This is a genomic window from Burkholderia sp. A2 (assembly GCF_001729305.1).
GTDB classification, from domain to species: domain Bacteria; phylum Pseudomonadota; class Gammaproteobacteria; order Burkholderiales; family Burkholderiaceae; genus Burkholderia; species Burkholderia sola.
Map to the genome: position 1 here is coordinate 501,011 of NZ_LZXX01000105.1, position 19,769 is coordinate 520,779.

17 protein-coding genes and 1 pseudogene are annotated in these 19,769 nt (G+C 67.5%); 11 read left to right on the forward strand and 7 right to left on the reverse strand.

The window, feature by feature from the left end; all coding sequences use genetic code 11:
* Positions 1 to 183: 183 nt before the first annotated feature.
* The 9 genes from A9Z05_RS22685 (at position 184) to A9Z05_RS22725 (ending at position 9,281) form a co-directional block, all read left to right on the forward strand.
* Positions 184 to 1,764, forward strand: coding sequence for an acetolactate synthase large subunit (locus A9Z05_RS22685; protein WP_069620044.1), 1,581 nt, complete (start codon positions 184 to 186; stop codon positions 1,762 to 1,764).
* A 49-nt stretch (positions 1,765 to 1,813) separates the two neighbouring features.
* A complete protein-coding gene (locus tag A9Z05_RS22690; RefSeq protein ID WP_069620045.1) occupies positions 1,814 to 2,626 on the forward strand; it encodes an SDR family NAD(P)-dependent oxidoreductase in 813 nt (270 codons plus the stop codon).
* Between the two features lie 15 nt (positions 2,627 to 2,641).
* Entirely contained in the window at positions 2,642 to 3,679 is a 1,038-nt protein-coding gene (locus A9Z05_RS22695) for a sialidase family protein (protein WP_069620046.1), read from the forward strand.
* 12 nt (positions 3,680 to 3,691) lie between these two features.
* On the forward strand, positions 3,692 to 4,213 hold the full coding sequence (locus tag A9Z05_RS22700) for a VOC family protein (RefSeq protein WP_069620047.1): 522 nt from the start codon (positions 3,692 to 3,694) through the stop codon (positions 4,211 to 4,213).
* Between the two features lie 48 nt (positions 4,214 to 4,261).
* On the forward strand, positions 4,262 to 4,867 hold the full coding sequence (locus A9Z05_RS22705) for an amino acid synthesis family protein (RefSeq protein WP_027809147.1): 606 nt from the start codon (positions 4,262 to 4,264) through the stop codon (positions 4,865 to 4,867).
* A gap of 27 nt (positions 4,868 to 4,894) precedes the next feature.
* Positions 4,895 to 5,794 carry an alpha/beta fold hydrolase gene (locus tag A9Z05_RS22710; protein WP_141723465.1) on the forward strand — a complete coding sequence of 300 codons (900 nt, stop codon included), beginning with the start codon at positions 4,895 to 4,897 and terminating at the stop codon, positions 5,792 to 5,794.
* Positions 5,791 to 7,422, forward strand: a complete 1,632-nt coding sequence (locus A9Z05_RS22715) for a bifunctional 3-(3-hydroxy-phenyl)propionate/3-hydroxycinnamic acid hydroxylase (RefSeq protein ID WP_069620049.1) — start codon at positions 5,791 to 5,793, stop codon at positions 7,420 to 7,422. The genes A9Z05_RS22710 and A9Z05_RS22715 overlap by 4 nt, the downstream gene beginning before the upstream one ends.
* Positions 7,412 to 7,744, forward strand: a complete 333-nt coding sequence (locus A9Z05_RS22720) for an NIPSNAP family protein (protein WP_069620050.1) — start codon at positions 7,412 to 7,414, stop codon at positions 7,742 to 7,744. Before A9Z05_RS22715 ends, A9Z05_RS22720 begins: the two co-directional genes overlap by 11 nt.
* 85 nt (positions 7,745 to 7,829) lie before the next feature.
* On the forward strand, positions 7,830 to 9,281 hold the full coding sequence (locus A9Z05_RS22725; protein WP_069620051.1) for an NAD-dependent succinate-semialdehyde dehydrogenase: 1,452 nt from the start codon (positions 7,830 to 7,832) through the stop codon (positions 9,279 to 9,281).
* A 54-nt stretch (positions 9,282 to 9,335) separates the two neighbouring features.
* Here the strand turns inward: A9Z05_RS22725 and A9Z05_RS22730 are convergent, their stop codons facing one another.
* The gene (locus A9Z05_RS22730; RefSeq protein ID WP_069620052.1) at positions 9,336 to 10,064 is read right to left on the reverse strand and encodes an IclR family transcriptional regulator; all 729 of its coding nucleotides are present in this window, start codon (positions 10,062 to 10,064) and stop codon (positions 9,336 to 9,338) included.
* A 313-nt stretch (positions 10,065 to 10,377) separates the two neighbouring features.
* On the opposite strand from A9Z05_RS22730, the gene A9Z05_RS22735 reads away from it, so the two are divergent.
* Positions 10,378 to 11,433 (forward strand): porin, encoded by a 1,056-nt coding sequence (locus A9Z05_RS22735; RefSeq protein ID WP_069620128.1) that lies wholly within the window; start codon positions 10,378 to 10,380, stop codon positions 11,431 to 11,433.
* Positions 11,434 to 11,496: 63 nt separating this feature from the next.
* Here A9Z05_RS22735 and A9Z05_RS22740 read toward each other — a convergent pair whose 3' ends face one another.
* The 5 genes from A9Z05_RS22740 to A9Z05_RS22760 all read right to left on the reverse strand — a co-directional run bounded on the left by A9Z05_RS22740 (position 11,497) and on the right by A9Z05_RS22760 (position 18,131).
* Positions 11,497 to 12,645, reverse strand: a complete 1,149-nt coding sequence (locus tag A9Z05_RS22740; protein ID WP_069620053.1) for a porin — start codon at positions 12,643 to 12,645, stop codon at positions 11,497 to 11,499.
* A gap of 196 nt (positions 12,646 to 12,841) precedes the next feature.
* A complete protein-coding gene (locus A9Z05_RS22745) occupies positions 12,842 to 13,405 on the reverse strand; it encodes a cytochrome b (RefSeq protein ID WP_069620054.1) in 564 nt (187 codons plus the stop codon).
* Between the two features lie 151 nt (positions 13,406 to 13,556).
* Complete coding sequence (locus A9Z05_RS22750; protein ID WP_069620055.1) at positions 13,557 to 14,921, reverse strand: aspartate aminotransferase family protein; 1,365 nt, start codon at positions 14,919 to 14,921, stop codon at positions 13,557 to 13,559.
* A 62-nt stretch (positions 14,922 to 14,983) separates the two neighbouring features.
* Positions 14,984 to 16,426, reverse strand: coding sequence for an aldehyde dehydrogenase (locus A9Z05_RS22755; protein ID WP_069620056.1), 1,443 nt, complete (start codon positions 16,424 to 16,426; stop codon positions 14,984 to 14,986).
* A 265-nt stretch (positions 16,427 to 16,691) separates the two neighbouring features.
* Entirely contained in the window at positions 16,692 to 18,131 is a 1,440-nt protein-coding gene (locus tag A9Z05_RS22760) for an APC family permease (protein ID WP_069620057.1), read from the reverse strand.
* A 92-nt stretch (positions 18,132 to 18,223) separates the two neighbouring features.
* Between A9Z05_RS22760 and A9Z05_RS38460 the strand changes: the two are divergent.
* Positions 18,224 to 18,424 (forward strand): annotated as a pseudogene (locus tag A9Z05_RS38460) (RNA-guided endonuclease TnpB family protein); the annotation flags it as partial.
* Between the two features lie 125 nt (positions 18,425 to 18,549).
* On the opposite strand, the gene A9Z05_RS22765 reads toward A9Z05_RS38460, so the two are convergent.
* The gene (locus A9Z05_RS22765) at positions 18,550 to 19,494 is read right to left on the reverse strand and encodes a helix-turn-helix domain-containing protein (RefSeq protein ID WP_043887960.1); all 945 of its coding nucleotides are present in this window, start codon (positions 19,492 to 19,494) and stop codon (positions 18,550 to 18,552) included.
* Positions 19,495 to 19,769 lie beyond the last annotated feature (275 nt).

Genomic DNA, 19,769 nt, shown 5'->3' on the forward strand with positions numbered 1-19,769 from the left:
AAATACGCCATGTCGTGTTGACGATCGAATGGCGCCTTGACCTTCGTTGTGCCGAAGATTGACGAGAAATTCAGGGTAAACGTGGAACCTGGTGAATTGAAAAATGCGAAGTAGGTTGTTTGACAAATCCCGTAATTCGGTATTACAGTAAAAACACTTCAGTCAAACCCGTCGAGCAGCCGCATGAACATCCCACAGTTGGACAGCGATACCGAAGCAAGAAGCGGCGCGGGCGTCGTGCTCGCCACCGCGCGAGACGCCGGCGTCGACGTCTGTTTCGCCAATCCCGGCACGACGGAGATGCCGTTCGTCGGTGCGCTCGACGCCGTGGCCGGCGTGCGGTCGATCCTCGGGCTGTTCGAGGGCGTGTGCACGGGCGCGGCCGACGGCTACGGCCGCATGACCGGCAAGCCCGCGATGACGTTGCTGCACCTCGGGCCCGGCCACGCGAACGGCATTGCCAACCTGCACAATGCGCGCCGCGCCCGCACGCCGATCCTGAACATCGTCGGCGATCACACGCGCGAGCATCTGAAGCACGACGCACCGCTGACGTCGGACATCGAATCGCTCGCCCGTCCGGTGTCGGTGTGGTATCGCAGCGTGGCGCGCGACACGGATCTCGCGACCGATACGGCCGACGCGATTTCGGCCGCGATGGGCGCGCGGCGTGGTGTCGCGACCCTCGTGCTGCCCGTCGATCTCCAGTCGGCCCGGGTGCGCAGTGCGGCGTGGCCCGCCGTCGTGCGGCCGGCCGCGGTGACGTTCGATGCCGCTCGGGTCGAACAGGTGGCCGACCTGCTGCTCAGCGGTCATCGCGCCGTCCTGCTGATGGGCGCCCGCGCGCTGTCGGCGCGCGGGCAGCGAGCGGCGGCACGCATCGCGGCGGCCACCGGCGCGACCTGTTTCAGCGAAACCTTTCCTGCGCGAGCGGAGCGCGGCGGCGGCCTGCCGGACATCGACCGCCTGCCTTATTTCCCCGAGCCGGCGCTCGCGGCGCTGGCCGGCCGGCGCGTGGTGCTGGCCGGCGCGCTCGCGCCCGTCACCTACTTCGGCTACGAGGGCATTCCGGGCGAACTCGCGCGGCCCGAAGACATCGTGACGCTGGCAACGCCGGGCGATGCGGCCGACGACGCGCTGGAGGCGCTGGCCGATCGCATCGGCGCGGCGACGAGCGACGAGGGTGTGCGCGTCGAGCGCTGGCGCGTGGAGGACGGGCCGCTCACGCCGCAGGCCGTCGGCCGCGTGCTTGCGAATGCGCTGCCCGACGACGCGATCGTGTCGATCGAAGGCGGCACGTGCGGCTACCCGTTCGTGACCGCATCGGCGCGCGCGCGTCGTCACACCATTTTGACGAACACGGGCGGCGCGATCGGCCAGGGCCTGCCGGTGGCGCTCGGCGCCGCCGTCGCGTGCCCGGACCGCCGCGTGTTCGCGCTGCAGTCCGACGGCAGCGCGCAGTACACGATCCAGTCGCTGTGGACGATGGCGCGCGAGCGTTTGCCGATCGTGATGCTGATCGCATCGAACCGGCGCTACGGGATCCTGCAGACCGAACTCGCGCGCAGCGGCCTGCCGGCCGACACGCCGCACGCGAGCCGCCTGACGCAACTGGACGACCCGCCGATCGACTGGCTCGCGCTGTCGCGCGGCTACGGCGTGCCGGCCCAACGCGCGAGCGACGCGCATGCGCTGGTGCAAGCGCTCGACGACGCACTCGCGCATACCGACGGGCCGACGCTCATCGAAATGCAGTTGTCCTGATCGCGCGACCGACTCCTTTCTTCAATCCCGACTCTCACCTTTCATCGACATGGATCTGCAACTGCACGGAAAAGCCGCGTTCATCACCGGCGGCAGCATGGGCATCGGCAAGGCGGTCGCGCTCGAACTGGCGCGCGAAGGCGTCAACGTCGCGATCGCCGCGCGACGCATCGAACACCTCGAAGCGGCTGCCGCCGAGATTCGCACGGCGCTCGCGCCGCTCGGCGACGCGGCCGGCGCGATCCTCCCCGTCACGGTGGACACGACCGACATGGCGTCGATCGAAGCGGCGATGGCCGCGAGCGTCGAGCGTTTCGGCCGGCTCGACATCCTGCTGAACGGCGCCGCGCATCCGGGCGGGCTCGTGCGGACCGAACTCGAACACGCCGACCCGCAGGGACTGCTGCAGGACATCGACATCAAGGTGGTCGGCTACCTGCGCTGCGCGAAGGCCGCCGCACCCCACATGCGGCGCAACGGCTTCGGCCGGATCGTCAACATCGGCGGCCTGACGGGCCGCGGCAGCAAGCAGCTGTCCGGCATGCGCAACGTGGCGATCGTGCACCTGACCAAGACGCTGTCCGACCAGCTCGGACCGTTCGGCATCACGGTCAACACGATTCATCCGGGCGTCGTCGAGACGCCGCATATCCACGAGCTCTACGAGAAGGAAGCGCAGAAGCAGGGGCTGACGGCCGCGGAGGTCGAGGCCAACTACGTGAAGGTCACGCCGATCCGCCGCGTGCTGCAGCCGGAAGAAATGGGGTGGATCGTCGCGTTTCTCGCGTCGCCGAAGTCCGGCTCGATCACCGGCGAATCGATCGGCTGCGACGGCGGGCTCACGCGCGGCATTTTTCTCTGACACAAGGAGCACTTCATGACCGCAACCGTACTGGTCGCCACCGCCGGGCAAGGCATCCTGCGCTCGAACGACGACGGCAAGACCTGGCATCGCCTCGGGCTCGCCGAACCGATCGAATTCGACGGCATCGTGCGCGCGCTCGCGGTGTGCCCCGCGACGCCGTCGCGCGTCTATGCCGGCGCCGATTCGGGGCTGTGCATCAGCGACGATGGCGGCGCGCACTGGTTTCGGCCCGACAACCTGCTGAACGGGCAGACGGTCTGGTCGATCGCGATCGATCCGGCCAACCCGGCGGTGCTCTATGCGGGCACCGGCGCGCCGTCGCGCGCCGCGCTTTACAAGTCGAACGACGCGGGCGCGACGTGGGCGCGAACGGCGCCCGAGCTCCCGGAGTTTTGCTCGGGCGTCAATCGTCCGCGGCTGCTGACGATCTGCGTGGACCCGGACGACAGCCGCAACGTCTGGTACGGCGTGGAGGAGGGCGGCGCGTGGCGCAGCCGCGATGCCGGCGCGAGCTGGACGCGCGTCGATGGCCCCGGCACCGCGATCCGCAACAGCGACATTCACGCGATCGCCGTCCTGTCCGCCACGCAAGGCCGGCCGAAGACCACGGTGCTGCTGACGGTCAACGCGGTGTACGTGAGCGAGGACGACGGCCTGACGTGGGACGGCAAGCTGTCGCGCGACCGCTTCGACGGGCTGTACTACACGCGCACCGTCGTGCAACTGCCGGAGCCGGAAGGCGACCTGCTGATGGCGATCGGCGACGGCACGCCGGGCAGCCGCAGCCGCATCTACCGCTCGACCGATCGCGGTTACGCGTGGCACGAGACGGATCTGCACACGCCGCCGAACTCCACGTTCTGGGCGTTCGGCGTGCATGCGGCCCAACCGTCGCTCGTGTATGCGGGCACCAAGTACGGGCACCTGTTCCGCTCGCGCGACGGCGGCCGGAGCTGGGCCAAGGAATGGCGCGATTTCAGCGAGATCACGGCGGTCGCGTGGACGCCGTTCGAGGCGCCGCTGGCCGCCCACGCGCAGTCGACCCACTGAGCGGAGCGAACGATGACACCGTCCGATATCCGCCAACGCGCCCAACGTGCGAACGCGAGCGGCCTGCCGTTGCCGACGCCGCGCGTGCAGCGCACCCACCTGTCGCTGTTCGTACGCGATCCCGTTCGCTCGAGCATCTGGTACGCCGAGGTGCTCGGCATGACGGAAACCGCGCGCGGCGAGCAGTGGGTGTTCATGTCGTTCGGCCAGAAGCACCACGATATCGCGCTGATTCGCGCGGCGTCCGATGCGGAGCTCGGCACGATCGGCCTGCAGCACTACGGCCTCGAAATCGCCGGCGGGCTGACCGAATTGCGCCGCCTGTACGGGATGCTGATTCGCCGCGACGTGCCGATCGTCAAGATCACCGATCACAAGGTCGGGATCGGCGTGTATTTCACGGACCCTGACGGAAACCGGCTCGAATTCTTCTGCGAAATGGTCACGGACGACGAAGAGGGCAAGCGCGTGCTGCATCGATACAACGCGCCGAGCGATCCCTTCCAGCTCGAACCGCTGTTCGACTTCGACTGAGCCGCCACCTTTCCATCCGCATCATCGACATTTTATATAGGAATGCAAATGAGCAAGACCGCCAATTTCGAAGGCTTTCACATCCGCAAGTGGTACACGCAGATCGAGGATTCGCTCGCGAACGAAACCGGCCAGCTCGCGGACGGCGAGCCGTTGCGCAAGATCGTGATCGCCGCGGCCGTTCACAATCCGTATGCAGGGCGATTCAGCGAAAACCTCGACGACCTCGTGCGCCCGTCGCCCGCGCTCGGCAAGGAGTTTGCGCGACGCATCGAGTCGCTCGCCGACGGCCGCGCGATCGAGAGCTACGGCAAGGCGTGTCTGGTCGGTTCGGCCGGCGAATACGAACACGGCAACGCGTTCCTCACGTCGATCTTCGCGGAGCCGATCCGCGCGGCGTTGGGCGGCGGGAAATCGTGGGTGCCGTCGAGCGGCAAGCGCGGCCCGATCAACACGGTGATCGACGTGCCGCTCGCGCACAAGGATGCGCTCTACGTGCGCTCGCACTACGACACGGTGACGTGCCTGTTTCCCGATGCGCCGAACGACGACGAAGTGCTGGTGATCTTCGCGTTCGCGACGCGCGGGCGGCTGCATGCACGGCTCGGCGGCCTGAAGGCGAGCGAGATCGTCGGTCGCGACGGTCTGGTCTGATCGCGCATGCTGGACGAGGAGCACATGATGAACACGGCGTCCGCCAAGGATGGTTGGATCGACAACGATGGATTGCGGCTGCACTACGTGAGCTGGGGCCGCGACGATGCGCCGACCGTGGTGATGCTGCACGGCTTGCGCAGTTACGCGCATACCTGGGCGCCCGTCGCCGCTGCGCTGGTCGACCGCTACCGGGTCGTCGCGCTCGATCAGCGCGGGCGCGGGCTGAGCGACTGGGATCCGCGGCGGGACTATTACGCGGCGGCCTACGTGCGCGATCTCGACGCATTGGTGCGTGAACTCGATCTGCGACGATTCGTGCTGGTCGGGCATTCGATGGGCGGCGCCAATGCGTTCGTCTACGCGGCGGCGCAACCGGAACGGCGCGCCGAACGGCTCGCGGGCCTCGTGATCGAGGACATGGGCCCCGGGGCGTCGGCCGGCTCGCCGGGTTCCGAGCGCATCAAGCGCGAGCTGCAGGAAACGCCGGACGCGTTCGCGTCGTGGGACGACGCACGCGCGTTCTGGCGGCGCCAGCGGCCGAACATCGCGGAATCCGCGCTCGATTCGCGCCTCGCGCACTCGTTGAAAGAAGGCGAGGCCGGCCGGATCGTCTGGCGGCACGACGCGAAAGGGATCGCGGCCGCACGGCTGGCTGCGACGCCGGAGCAGCTCGTCCATCTGTGGCCGCTGATCCTCAACCTGCACGTGCCCACGTTGCTGTTGCGCGGCGGCGACTCGGATTTCCTGTCCGCGGACGTGGCGGCGGAAATGGCGGCAGCCAATGCGGAAATCGAGTGGATCGACATGCCGGGCGCGACGCATTACGTGCACGACGATCAACCCGATGCGTTCAATCGTGCATTGCGGTCGTGGCTCGATCGTCTCGACGATCCTGCATGGCGCAGCGGAGGCGTGGGCGAATGAAAGCGAACAACCGGAACCGGACCTCGGTCGCCATCGTCGGCGCGGGGCCGAACGGCGTCGCGATGGCGAATCTGCTCGGCCTTTACGGCGTCGCGACGGTGATCATCGAGAAGGCGGCGGACATCGTCGATTTTCCGCGCGCGGTCGGCATCGACGACGAAGCATTGCGGATGTTTCAGACAGCGGGGCTCGCCGACGAATTGAGCCGCGACATCATCCAGAACGTGCCGTTGCGCATGTTCAAGGCGAATGGCGAATGCTTTGCCGACATCCGCCCGTCGATGCGCGAATTCGGCTGGTGGCGCCGCAACATCTTCATGCAGCAATTGGCCGAACACACGCTGCGCGCCGGGCTGGCGCGCTATCCGCACGTCGCGCTGCGGACCGGCGAGGAAGTGGTCGGCGTTGAGCAGGACGACCGATGCGTCACGTTGCAGGTGCGCGACGCCGACGGCCGGCAGTATGCGCTCGACGCCGATTACGTCGTGGCGGCCGACGGCGGGCGCAGCCCGATGCGCGACTGGCTCGGCATCAAGCTGGCCGGCACGACGCACCCGATCAAATGGGTCGTGGTCGACGTGAAGAACGCCGGGCTCGACCAGCCGTGCACGGCGCTGAACTGCGACCCGCGCCGCCCGAACGTGTGCATCTATCTGCCGTTCAATTTCCGGCGCTGGGAGTTTCTCGTATTCCCGCACGAGGACGCCGAGGCGATCGCGCGGCCGGAATCGATCCGCGCGCTGATCGCGCCGTACGTCGACGACGTCGATCGTATCGAGATCGTGCGCGCACGAACCTATACGCACCATTCTCGCGTGGCCGAGCGTTTCGTGGCGGGCCGCGTGGCGCTCGTCGGCGACGCCGCCCACCTGAGCCCGCCGTGGATTGGCCAGGGCCTGAATGCGGGCTTGCGCGACGTCGGCAATCTCGCGTGGAAACTGGCAGGCGTCGTGAACGGCACGCTGGATCCCGGCGTGATCCCTACCTACGAATCGGAACGCCGCGACCACGCGAAGGCGATGATCGATCTCGCCGACACGTTCGGCGCGATGCTGATGCCGACCAACCGGGCCGTCGCGTTTCTGCGCGACCGGTTCCTCGGGCTCGCGCGATATGCGCCGGGCCTGAAGGACTACGTGCTGCAGATGCGCTTCAAGCCGATGCCGAGCTATACGCGCGGCGTCGTGCTGCCGGGCGCGCCGGGCGACGCGGCGGGCAGGATGATCGCGCAGCCCGACGTCGAAACCGCCGACGGCGTGCGCCGCAAGCTCGACGACGTGCTCGGCCCGTGGTTTTCGATCGTCGGCTGGCAATGCGATCCGCAGGCGTGCCTGAGCGACGACGATCGCGCGTACTGGACGGCGCTGGGCGCGACCTTCGTTCAGGTCAACCGCTCGCGTAGCGGGACGGGCCGCGCACGGCGTGTGACCAGCGCGCACGGCAGCGTGTGCGTCGAGGACGTCGACAACGTGCTGGCGACGTGGTTCGACCGGCATCGCGGCCCGCTCGTGGTCGTGCGCCCCGACCGCTACGTGGCCGCGCAGACGGATGCCGGCGGCATCGCAGGCGTCACCGCGGCGTTTCAGACGTTTGCACCGCGTCAACGGGAGACCGTGGATGTTTGTTGAGCAACGCACCTACACGCTGGTGCCGGGCGGCGTCGCCGAGTATCTGCGGCTCTATGCGGAATGCGGCCGCGTGCCGCAGGAGCACGCGCTCGGCACGATGGTCGGCTGTTTCGCGACGGAAATCGGACCGCTGAACCAGCTCGTCTATCTGTGGGCCTTCGATTCGCTGGACGATCGGGCCCGGCGTCGTGCCGTGCTGATGGCCGATCCCGAGTTCAGGACGTTTCGCGGCAAGGTCCGGCATCTGCTCGTCCGGCAGGAAAACCAGATCCTCCGACAGGAGATCGGCGGCCTGCTGCGCGCACCGCCGCCGGCCGCGTGACGCGATCGTCGCCCTGGCCATCATGCATCGTGCAGTTCCTACCGAGGTATCCGTCTTGATCCCGTTTACGCCGCTGACTTCCCGCATGACGACCGATGCGCAACGCGATTACGTGTCGCTCCATCTGTATATTGACGGCCGGTTCCTTCACGCCGACGGCCGGCGCACGCAGCCCGTTCTCGATCCGGGAACCGGCAGCGTGCTCGGCGACTTGCCGCATGCGACGCCGGACGATATCGACGCCGCCGTGCGCGCCGCCCATCGCGCGTTCGCGACGTGGCGCCGCGAGTCGCCGCTCGCGCGCTCGGACATCCTGCGCCGCGCGGCTGCGCTGGTGCGCGAGCGGGCCGACGCGATCGGCCGTCACATCACGATGGACCAGGGCAAGCCGCTTCGCGAGGCGATCGCCGAGGTCGTGTCGTCCGCCGAGCAGCTCGAATGGCATGCGGAGGAAGGGCGTCGTACCTATGGCCGCGTCGTGCCGTCGCGCTCGCCGGACGTCGCGCAGACGGTGCTGCGCGAACCGATCGGCGTGTGCGCGGCGTTCTCGCCGTGGAATTTTCCGTTCAGCCAGGCGATGCACAAGATCGCGGCCGCGCTTGCGTCGGGCTGCACGCTGGTGCTGAAAGGGCCGGAGGAATCGCCGAGCGCGATCGTCGCGCTCGCGCGCATCTTTCACGATGCCCGCTTGCCCGCGGGCTGCCTGAACATCGTCTGGGGCGTGCCGGCCGACGTGTCCGCGCAGCTGATCGAGTCGCCGCTCGTGCGCAAGATCTCGTTCACGGGTTCGGTGCCGGTCGGCAAGCAACTGGCGGCGCTCGCCGCGTCGCACATGAAGCGCATGACCATGGAGCTGGGCGGGCATGCGCCGGTGCTGGTCTGCGCGGACGCGGAAATCGAGCGTGCCGCGACGATGCTGGCCGCGTACAAGTTTCGCAATGCCGGGCAGGTTTGCGTGTCGCCGACGCGTTTCTTCGTGCAGCGCCCGGTGTTCGACCGGTTCGTCGGCGCGTATCTCGAGGCGGTCGGCAAGATTCGCGTCGGCTATGGGCTGGAAGAGGCGACCACGATGGGGCCGCTTGCGCATGCGCGACGCGTATCCGAGATCGACGCGTTCGTTGCCGACGCGAAGGCAAAAGGGGCGGAGATCGCGTGCGGCGGGACGCGCGTGGGCGGGCCAGGGCACTACTTCGCGCCGACGGTCGTACTGGGCCCGACGTGCGATACGCGGCTGATGAACGAGGAGCCGTTCGGCCCGATCGTCGGGATCGTGCCGTTCGACGCGCTCGACGATGCGCTCGACGAGGCGAACCGCTTGCCGTTCGGCCTTGCGTCGTACGCATTCACGACGTCGGCGCGCAATGCGCACCGGATCGGCCGCGCGCTCGAAGCCGGCATGGTCAACATCAATCACTTCGGGATGGGGCCGGCGGAGATTCCGTTCGGCGGCGTGAAGGACAGCGGTTTCGGCAGCGAGGGCGGCACGGAGACGTTCGACGGCTATCTCGTCACCAAGTTCATCACGCAGATGAACTGATCGTGTGCACGGGGGCGGCCGGGCACGGCATCGTTCGCGATGCCGTGCGCATGCTCAGGTGGCGTCGCCGATCCGGGCGGTGGCGTCGATGAGGAGCTTGCCGAGCACGTGCTCGTCGAACAGCGCGAAGTGTTCGGCGCGAAAGACCAGCGACAGGCTGCTGTTGACTTCGCCGCTGCTGGCGGTGCGAATCGGCGCGGCGATACCGACGAACCCGGCGTCGAGTTCGCCGCGCGAGATCCAGTATCCCGCGTCGACGATCTGCTGGCAGGCGCGCCAGAACTGCGTCCAGTCGGCCGCGAACTCGCCCAGCTCGGCGTTGTGCCGTTCGTGCAGGCGCTTCAGCCGCGCACGCGACATCGCGGCGACGATCACCTTCGACGAAGCGCCCTGGAACAGCGGCATGATGCGGCCGCGGCCGAAGCCCAGTTGCAGGTTCTCGGCGCCGGTTTCGTGCATCACGTTGATGATCTGCTCGTCGAACAGCGTCGACACGAGCGCATCGCCGCCGGTGACCTGGACCAGCTTCTGGATGACGGGCTTCGCGGCGGTGAGCGTCGGGTCCGACTGCCGCATGTTGTAGTCGAGGTGGATGATGCGCGGGCCCAGCGTATAGCGGCCGTTGGTGCCGACGAGCAGGCCGACGGATGCCAGTTCCTTCACGTAGCGATAGCACGTGGTGCGCGAAAAGCCCATGTGCTCGGCGATTTCCTCGGCGGTCATCGACGTCGCGGACGAAGAGAAGACGTCGAGGATGGACAGCATTTTGGTGAGGCTCGACATGACGTAATCCGGGATCAGACGGCTTGCGGCTATGGAACGTGAACGACGAATGCGGTTTCGGGTTGCCGCGCTGCGGCACGGCATGCAGCGCCGCGGGCGACAGGCCGTAGTCTAACTTAAGTCGTGCGGGCGGCTACCGGAGCCGCATCCGTGCATGCGCGGCAAGCGCGCGGGCCGCGTCGACGTGGTTCGTTTCGACATCCATTGATATGGATTCCTATTTTAAACGATGAAATCACACTGGATCGACGTTGCTGCCGCGCCGGTCGGTTCACGCGCGCATCGGCCGGTGAAATTCGATGAGGAGAAGCAGATGAAAGGGTGGTTCCGGATGGTGGCATGGTGCGGCTGCGGTGCCGTCGCACCGGCGTTCGCGCAATCGAGCGTGACGTTCTACGGCTCGCTGGACACGGGCGTGACCTATACGAGCGACGTGGCGTCCGCGCCACGTGGCGGGCGTCAGCTCGCGTTGCAGGCCGGCGTGTCGCGCAACGACGTGTGGGGCCTCACAGGCAGGGAGGATCTCGGCGGCGCCAATTTCGCGGTGTTCCGGCTCGAAAGCCAGTTCCAGACCTCCGACGGCGCGCTGACCGTGCCCGGCTCCGCGTTCAGTTCGCAAGCCTACGTCGGGCTCGGCGGCGACTGGGGGACCGTGACGCTCGGGCGCCAGTTCGACTTCGTCGGCGATCTCATGCCGGCCTTCGCGACTGGCGCGAACACGCCGGCCGGCCTGCTCGCGTGGGGTTTGCCGGCGAACGCATCGGCGGGCGGTGCGCTCGACAACCGCGTGTGGGGCGTCCAGGTGAACAATGCGGTGAAGTACGTGAGCCCGACATTCGGCGGTGTGGCGTTCGGCGGCCTGTGGGGGTTCGGCAACGTGCCCGGCACGGTCGCGCGCAGCAGCGTGCAAAGCGCGATGCTGTCCTACACGCGAGGCGCGTTCAGCGCCGCGCTCGCTTATTTCGGCCAGCACGACGTGACGGCCGGCGGCAATCTGCGCAATGTCTCGGGTGGTGCCGGCTACAACGTCGGGCCGTTTCGCGTCTTCGGCATGGTGTCGGACGTGCGGATCAGCGCCGCCGCGCCGCTGCGGGCCACGACCTACGACGCCGGGCTGACCTATTCGGTCACGCCGTCGTTGCAACTGGGTGGCGGCTTCCAGTACCAGCAGCGCGGCGGCGACATCGGCTCGGCCAACCAGATCACGTTGAGCGCCGACTATTCGCTGTCGAAACGGTCCGGCCTTTACGTGGTATTCGCACGCGGGCACGACAGTGCGTATGGCGCACAGGTCGAGGCGGCGCTCGGCGGGGCGGCGACCGGCTCGACGCAGACCGCGGTTCGGCTCGGCCTGCGGCATCAGTTCTGACGACGCGCGAAAAACACGGGCTGCCGGGTACGCCGCGCGCGAGCCCGTGTTTTTCCGCCACGTTCAGAACCGATGCATCATCCCGACGCGCAACGCCAGCTGGTTGCGGCCCGACGATTGTCCGGCCGTGCCGAGCACGTGCGCGTAGTCGAAGTCGGTGCCGGTATGGCCGGTTGCATGCTGGTACGCGCCCTGGATGTACGTCGAGGTCCGCTTGCTCAGATCGTAGTCGAGCATCATCGATGCCTGGTGCCAATTCGGCGACGCATCGCCCGCCGCCGTCGCGACATGCGCATGCGTGTACGTATAGGCGGCGCCGAGCCAGAAGTCCGGCCGGAAGAAATACTGGCCGCTGACCTCGAAGTTGTCGAATTTCCACGCGTTCTGCGAGCCTGCCGCCGGCTGGTTCGCGAAGTACAGATTCGACTCGGGGTGGGTCACGTCGACGTGCGAATACGCGGCGGACAACGTCAGCTTGTCGCTGAACTTGTACGATGCCCCGGCGTCGATGTTCTGCTGCGAGCGGCCGCTGAAGACCGTATCGTCGCTCGACAATGCACCGCCCGCGGTTGCGCCGCCGTTGTTGGCCTTCAGGTACGCGACGGCGGCGGAGAACGCGCCCGCCTGGTACTGCACAGCGGCGCTGTAGACGCGGTTCCGCGCGAAGCCGCCCGCCTGGTTGGCGAGTCCGTAGAGCACTTCGCCCTTGAAGCCGGCGTATGAGGGCGACACGTACTTGACGCTGTTCTGGATGCGGTAGTCCCAATCGGCGTTGTCGTTGTCGTACGGGTGCGCGCCGAAGTCGCCGAGCCAGTTGCCGGTGGCCGTGAACGGGCTCCACATGTCGAGCGTGGGGTCGTACTGGCGGCCGAACGTGAGCGTGCCGAACCGGTCGGAATCGAGCCCGACGTAGGCTTGCCTGCCGAACATCCGCGACGTCACGCCGAGCGCGCCGGTGCTCGCATTGAAGCCGTTCTCGAGCTGGAACAGCGCTCTCAGCCCGCCGCCGAGATCCTCGGTGCCTTTCAGCCCCCAGTTGCTGCCGACGGTATCGCCGCTGACCATCTGGTAAGCCTTGCTGCCGCCCGCGTTGCTCGTGAAATTGACGCCTTCGTCGATCAGGCCGTACAGCGTCACGGTGCTTTGCGCATGGGCCGTCAGGCCGAATCCCATGGCGCTCGCGGCCGATACGGCCGCCATCATCTTCTTCATCGTCGATCTCCAGGTGTGGACGGCCCACGCGGCGCGGCGCGGTTTCCGACGGCGTGCGTCGGCACCGGACGCGTGCAGCGTGTCCGCTTGTAGTTAGTAAAACGAAATATGAAATTTGAAGAAAGGAGGCCCGCCGCGATCGCGGCGGACCGAATACGGAACCTCGCCGGGCGCGCGGTTCCGCGTGGCGGCGGCGTTACAGCATCCGCCGCAGCACGTCGTTTTCCGGGTTGCGGTCGAAGAACCGGTGTTTCAGCGCGCCAAGCACATGCAGCACGATGAGCGCGAGCAACGTATAGGCGAGCGTTTTGTGCAACCACTGAAACGCCTCGAACCAATGGTCGTTCTTCGGCAACAGCTCGGGTACGCGGAAAAAGAAGAACGGCACGCCGTCGCTCTGCGTATACGTGCTGGACATCGAATAGCCCATCAGCGGCACCACGATCGCCAGCGTGTACAGCAGGTAGTGGCCGATCCTGGCGAGCGTGCGGTCGAGCGTCGGCAGCGTGGAAGGCAGCGGCGGCAACGGTTTCATCGAGCGAATCGCCAGTTGCGTGACGACCACCAGCAGCGTGAGCACGCCGAACTCCTTGTGCGTCGGGTAATACCAGTCGAACTTGGCCGGCAGGTTGTCGTCGAGCCGGACCATCGTCCATCCGGTCCAGAGCTGCGCACCGATCAGGATCGCCCTGACCCAGTGCAGCAGCCGAAGTGCGAGCGGGTATTTCACCACCGTGTATGCAATGGCCTGGTTTTCCATTTGACTTGTCTTCCTTTGAAACGACACTGCGACAGGCGGGACGCCGACCGTCTATTTCGACGTACCGCACCGATCTTCGTCGAACCGAGGCCGGATGGCGACGCGCACGAGCCTTCGGCGAAAAGTCCGTGCGCCGGGCGGGTTCGCGCGCTCAGGCGATCGCCAGCGAATCCGCGCAGCATTCCTGCAGCGCTTCGCGCAGGGTCACCGCGATGAAGTCGGCTTCGTCCTGCCGCAGTGTCAACGGCGGCGACATCACGACCTTGTTCGCGATCGCTCGGACCAGCACGCCGCGCCTGCGTGCGGCATCGGCCACGCGGGCGGCGAACCCCTGGCCCGGATCGAGCGGCGTGCGGCTGGCCTTGTCGGTCACCAGGTCGAGCGCCAGCATCAGCCCCTTGCCGCGGACGTCGCCGACGGTCTCGAAGTCGGCCTTCAGCGGCAGCAACTGCTCGAGCAGGCGCTGGCCGACCCGCGCGGCATTGCCCGGCAGATCCTCGGCCTCGACGATGTCGAGCACCGCGAGCGACGCGGCGCACGCGAGCGGATGCCCGCTGTACGTATAGCCGTGCATGACCACGTGCGAGAAGCCCGCGCCATGCTCGATCGCGTCGGCGATGCGCCCGTTGTACAGCGTCGCGCCAAGCGGCACGTAGCCGGCGGAAATGCCCTTGGCGACGCACAGGATGTCGGCGGCGACGCCCCAGCCGCGGCTGCCGAGCAGGCTGCCGGTGCGGCCGAAGCCGGTGACCACCTCGTCGGCGATCAGCAGGATGCCGTTGCGGTCGCACACGGCCCGCACGCGCGGCCAGTAATCGGCTGGCGGGACGATCAGGCCGCCCGCGCCCTGCACCGGCTCGGCGACGAACGCGGCAATGGTCTGCGGGCCGTGGAACGCGATCGTTTCCTCGAGTTGCCGGATGCAGTGCTCGACGAGCTGGTGCGGATCGTCGCAATTCCACGGATTGCGATAAAGCCACGGCGTGTCGAGCAGCACGCAGCCGGGCAGCAGCGGACCGTGATTGTAATGGTAGACGCCGTTGCCGCCGATCGACGTGCCGCCCATGTGCACGCCGTGATAGCCGTTGCGCAGCGACAGGAATTTCGTGCGCGACGGCTCGCCCGCGGCGACCCAGTACTGGCGCGCCATCTTGAGCGCGGTCTCGATCGCGTCGGAGCCGCCGCTGCCGAACATCACCCGCTGCATGTCTTCCTGCGCGAACATCGCGCACAGGCGGTCGGCCAGATCGTAGACGCGCGGATGGGCGACGCCGTCGAAAGTCTGGTAGTACGACAGCTCGTCCATCTGGCGCGCGATCGCGCTTTTCACCTCCGGCCGGTTATGGCCGACGTTGACGTTCCACAGTCCGCCGACGCCGTCGAGCATGCGGTGGCCGTCGACGTCGTACACGTAGTTGCCGTCGCCGCGCGCGATGATCACGGTGGGGGTCGTATGTCCGGCGGCCGCCGAGCTCATCGGGTGCCAGAATCGCTTTTGACGCTTTTGATAGTCCATGGTGTCTCTCGTCTCTCTTACGAAGTGCTTGAACAGATGGCGGCGCGGTGTGCGCCGCGGGATCACAGGGCTGCGGTGACGATCTTTTCCTCGAGGTACGAATCGAGCGCGGCCTTCGACAGGTCGCGCCCGATCCCGCTTTGCTTGGTGCCGCCCCACGGCAGGCGTGCGTCGATCGGGCTCCATGCATTGATCGCGACCGCGCCGACGTCGAGCCGCTCGGCGACGCGGTGCGCGGTGCCGACGTCCTGCGTCCACACCGAAGCGGACAGGCCGAACGGCGTGTCGTTGGCGATGCGAATCGCGTCGTCCTCGGTCTCGAACGGCATCACCATGCCGACCGGGCCGAACACCTCGTCGCGGGCGATCCGCATGCCCGGATGGACGCCGCCCAGAATCGTCGGGCGCATGAAGCAGCCGCGCGGCGGCACCTGTTCGTCGCCGGCAAGCATCACCGCTCCTTCGGCGAGCGCGCCGTCGACGAGCGCACGCACGCGCGCGAGGTGACGCGGATTGATCAGCGCGCCCATCTGCACGCCGGGCTCCGATGGCGGACCGATGCGCATCGCCCGGGCCGCGTCGGCAAGCCGTTCCTCGAGTGCCTGGGCGATCGAGCGGTGCGCGAGCACGCGCGAGCCGGCCGCGCACGTCTGTCCCTGGTTCGCGAACATGCCGGCCATCAGCGACGGAATCGCGCGGTCGAGATCGGCATCCGCGAACACGATCTGCGCGGCCTTTCCGCCGAGTTCGAGCGTGACGCGCTTGAAGGTCTTGGCAGCCACGCCCGCGATCGCGCGGCCGACTTCGGTGCTGCCGGTGAAGCTGATCTTGTTCACGAGCGGGTGCGCGACCAGCGCGGCGCCGACTTCCGCGCCCACGCCGTGGACGATGTTGACGACCCCGGCGGGCAGGCCGGCTTCGCAGACGAGCTCGCCGAGCCGGGCGACGGCCAGCGGCGTGTCCTCCGACGGCTTGATGACCACCGGGCAGCCGGCCGCCAGCGCCGGCGCGAGCTTCCACACGGCGATCATCAACGGCGCGTTCCACGGGATGATCAGACCGGCGACGCCGACCGGCGCACGCCGCGTGTAGCTGAGCGTCGGGCGGCCCATGAAGCCGTCGGTCGGAATCGTGCGGCCCTCGAGCTTGTCGGCCCAGCCGGCGAAGTAGCGCAGCGTGTCGATGCACATCGGGAGATCCATCATGCGCATCTCGGCGAGCGGGCGCCCCTGTTCGACGGCCAGGCATTCCACCAGTGCGTCAAGGTCGCGCTCGACCAGGTCCGCCAGCCGAAGCAGCCAGCGAGCCCGGGCCGAGCCGCCCGCGCGTGCCCACGCGTCGCCGTGCAGCGCGGCGTGTGCGGCACGCACCGCGCGATCGACGTCTTCGGCGGTCGATGCGGGCACGGCGGCAACATGGTCGCCGGTCGCCGGCGCCAGCTTTTCGAAGGTACGGCCGGCCGCTGCGTCGCAATGCCTGCCGTCGATCAGATTCTGAATTTTCATCGTGGTGTTCCGTGTTTCCCAGGGGCGAATCGTCGGGCCGAACGGGTGAGGGCGATGGCAACTGCCCGTGGTCCGGCTTCGACGTCGCATTCACTGTATGTCGATGAAAACGCGCGCCTTGTCCGCTATCGGCAATCGTTGAGGCGCGATCGGGATAGGGAATACCCGTGCCGGCGCGACGCATGGCGCGTCGCGTCGGCAGCGGGAAATGCGCGGGGAGTGAACAACGAGACGACGGTGCGGCGCGGCACCGTCCGGGCAGCGACTACTGGGCGGCGCGCCCGAGTTCGCGATACAGGTCGGGGTCGCTGCGCTTCAAGCGCAGCGCGGCGCGGATGCCGAGCGCGCCGACGGCGACGAGGAAATACGGAAACATCGCGACGAAGGTCGAATCCGATCCGCTCAGCACGGACAGGTTGCGCACGACCAGCACGAGGCACGCGCCGAGCGCGATCACGCTGACGAGCGGCGCGATCAGCCGGTGCACGACGCCGGCGTCCCGATGATCGCGCGCGAAGAACACGATCACCGACGCCGCCACCAGGATCTGCACCGCGATGATGCCGATCGTGGCCAGCGCGCTCATCCACGAGAACACGACCGCGAACGGATCCAGGCGGAACGCGGCCGATCCGGCGATGGCCGCGAGCGCGATCAGCGTCTGCACCTTGCCGGCGACGTCCGGGCAATGATGCACGGGGCACGTATGGCCGAGCTTGCGCCACAGCACGCGTTCGCGGCCCATCGCGTAGAAATAGCGCGTGATCGTGTTGTGGAACGACAGGATGGCCGCGAACAGGCTCGTGACGAGCAGCACGTTCATCGCGTCCGTCGCGATGCCGCCGAGCAGCCGGCCGCTGACGGCAAACCAGAGATTGGCCGGATCGCGCGCGGCCTGCGCGGCGATCGCGTGCTCGCCCCAGGCCTCGACGATCGCCCACGACGACAGCGCGTAGAACGCCATGATGAGGATCACGGCCAGGTAGGTGGCGCGCGGAATCGTGCGCTTCGGGTCGCGCGCCTCCTCGGAGAAGATCGCCGTCGCCTCGAAGCCCATGTACGAGCCGAGCACGAATACGAGCGCGGTGCCGAGCCCGGGCGCGAACACCATCGCGGGGCTGAACGGTTTCGCGCTGAAGCCGCCGGCGCTCGCGCCGTGCACGACGATCGCGAGATCGAGCAGCATCACGATCGCGATTTCGCCGATCATCAGCATGCCGAGCAGCCGGCCGCTGAACTCGATGCGTCGCGCGCCGCAGAAGTGGACCGCGACGACGCACGCGAGCGCGAACGCCCACCACGGCACGTCGACGCCGTAGTGCCGCTGGATGCTGTCGTTCAGGAAGAAGCCGAACATGCAGTAGATCGCGATCTGCACCGCGTTGTACGCGACGATCGCGACGAATGCGCCGCCCACGCCGGCGGGGCGTCCGAGCCCGTTCGCGATGTACGCGTAGAACGCGCCCGCATTGGAGATGTGTCGGCTCATCGCGGCATAGCCGATGCTGAAGATCAGGTACATGACGCCCGCCAGCACGAATACGCCGGGCACGCCGGGGCCGTTGCCGAGCGAGAACGCGGCGGGCGTCGCGCCGACCATCGCGGTGAGCGGCGCGGCCGCGGCAACGACGAAGAAGACGATATGGGAGAGTCCGACGGCGTTCTTGCTGAGCCCCGCTTCGGACCGGGGTGACGATTCGTTCATCAGAATTTGCTCCGGGAAACTCCGCCATTGATGGCGGGAAGGAAAGGCGTGCGGTTGACAGGCAGCGTCTTCCACGGGTCAGGATCACCGGCATGATCCTTGTCTGCCGCTACCGGGTGAAATCGCTCAACGGACTGCTCAACAAGCAGAGCCGTGCGGTGAACTACGTCCGGAACTGCTGCAATGACACGCAGAAGCACGCGCGCAAGTGGAGCAAGAAGTAGCCGCCGGGATTCGATCTGAACACGGGTGTGCGCCTGGACGGCCGCTCGATGCGGTGCAGCGCGCATGCGCGCAGGGCCGACGACAAAAATTTACGGTGCCGAAAAAACGGGCGTTGTCCGTAATCGGCAATCCGCATGCGCGGGAGCGGCAGGGGATTACCCGGATGCGACGCCGCCATGCGGTTGTCGCGCACTCAGCTCAGGCGCGGCGTGTGCGACGGCAGCTCGTGGAAATGCTGCTGGTAGTACGCGGAGAAGCGCCCGAAGTGGCAAAAGCCGAATTGCGCCGCCGCGTCGCCGATCCGCATCGTGTCGGGCGTCGTCATCAGGAAGCGGCGCACGGCGTTCAGCCGGATCGAGCGGAGATAGGCGGTCGGCGTGGTGCCGACCACGTTCTGGAAGCTGTATTGCAGCGTGCGGCGGCTGATCCGCAGGTGGTGACAGAGATCGATCACCGTCGGCACGTCGTCGGATTCCAGTGCGATTTCCTGGCTGCGGCGCACGATGTAGCTTTGCGTCGATGCCGACGGCAGTGCACCCGCATCCGGATCGTCGGACTGCACGAGATCGAGCAGGATGCCGACGACACTGTGCGCGAGCACGCGTTCGTCGAACGCATCGCGCGCGGTGAGCGAACCGCTGTCGAGCGCCTGGCCCAGCACGCGTTCGAGGCCGTCCAGTGCGCTGCGGTAGCGCGCGGGCGAGATCGGCAGCACCGGCTGCTTCAGGATGCGGGCGGGCAGGTTCGCGAGTTCGTCCAGCTCGCGATCGGCGGTGAGCGTGCGGTCGATCGTGAACGCGAGCACCTCGGTGTCGCACGGCAGATGGGCGACGAACTCCTCGCCGCCGCGCAGCGTCAGCAGGCTCGGGCGCTCGACGGTGCGCCCCTGGACCACCGGCGCGACCGCACTGGCGATGGGCAGCGCGAAGCAAAGCCGGTCGCGCGGCGCGAGGCCGTGCTGCATCACGCGCTGGTTGATGCGTTCGCGAAAGACGTGAAAGCGCTGGGCGGCGACCTGGCGCAGCGTGGTCGTCGCGGTGCCCGGACTGATCTGGTCGTAGTGCTGCGACCAGTTCACGATCGCCTGGGAATGGAGGAACACATCCGAGAAGCACAGTGTTTCAGCGCGCAGGTTCATGGCGTGGCGAATGCATTCCGTTTCAAATTCGATGCCGGCCGAAGCCGGCTCATGCTGCGGGCGCGGGCAACGCGACCGCGCCATGCGCGCGCCACCCGGACGGCTTTCCGAAGGCGCGTGCGACACCGTCAGTCCTGCCGACGATCATATCCAGAAAAAAACACTGCGTGACGCGATCGAAAAGCCCGCGGGTGCTTGTCGAGCGAGCACCGTGCGGAAGGCGACGGAGCGTAACCGAACCGAAAGAAATTCGGGGGCAGCTATGTCGACAAACG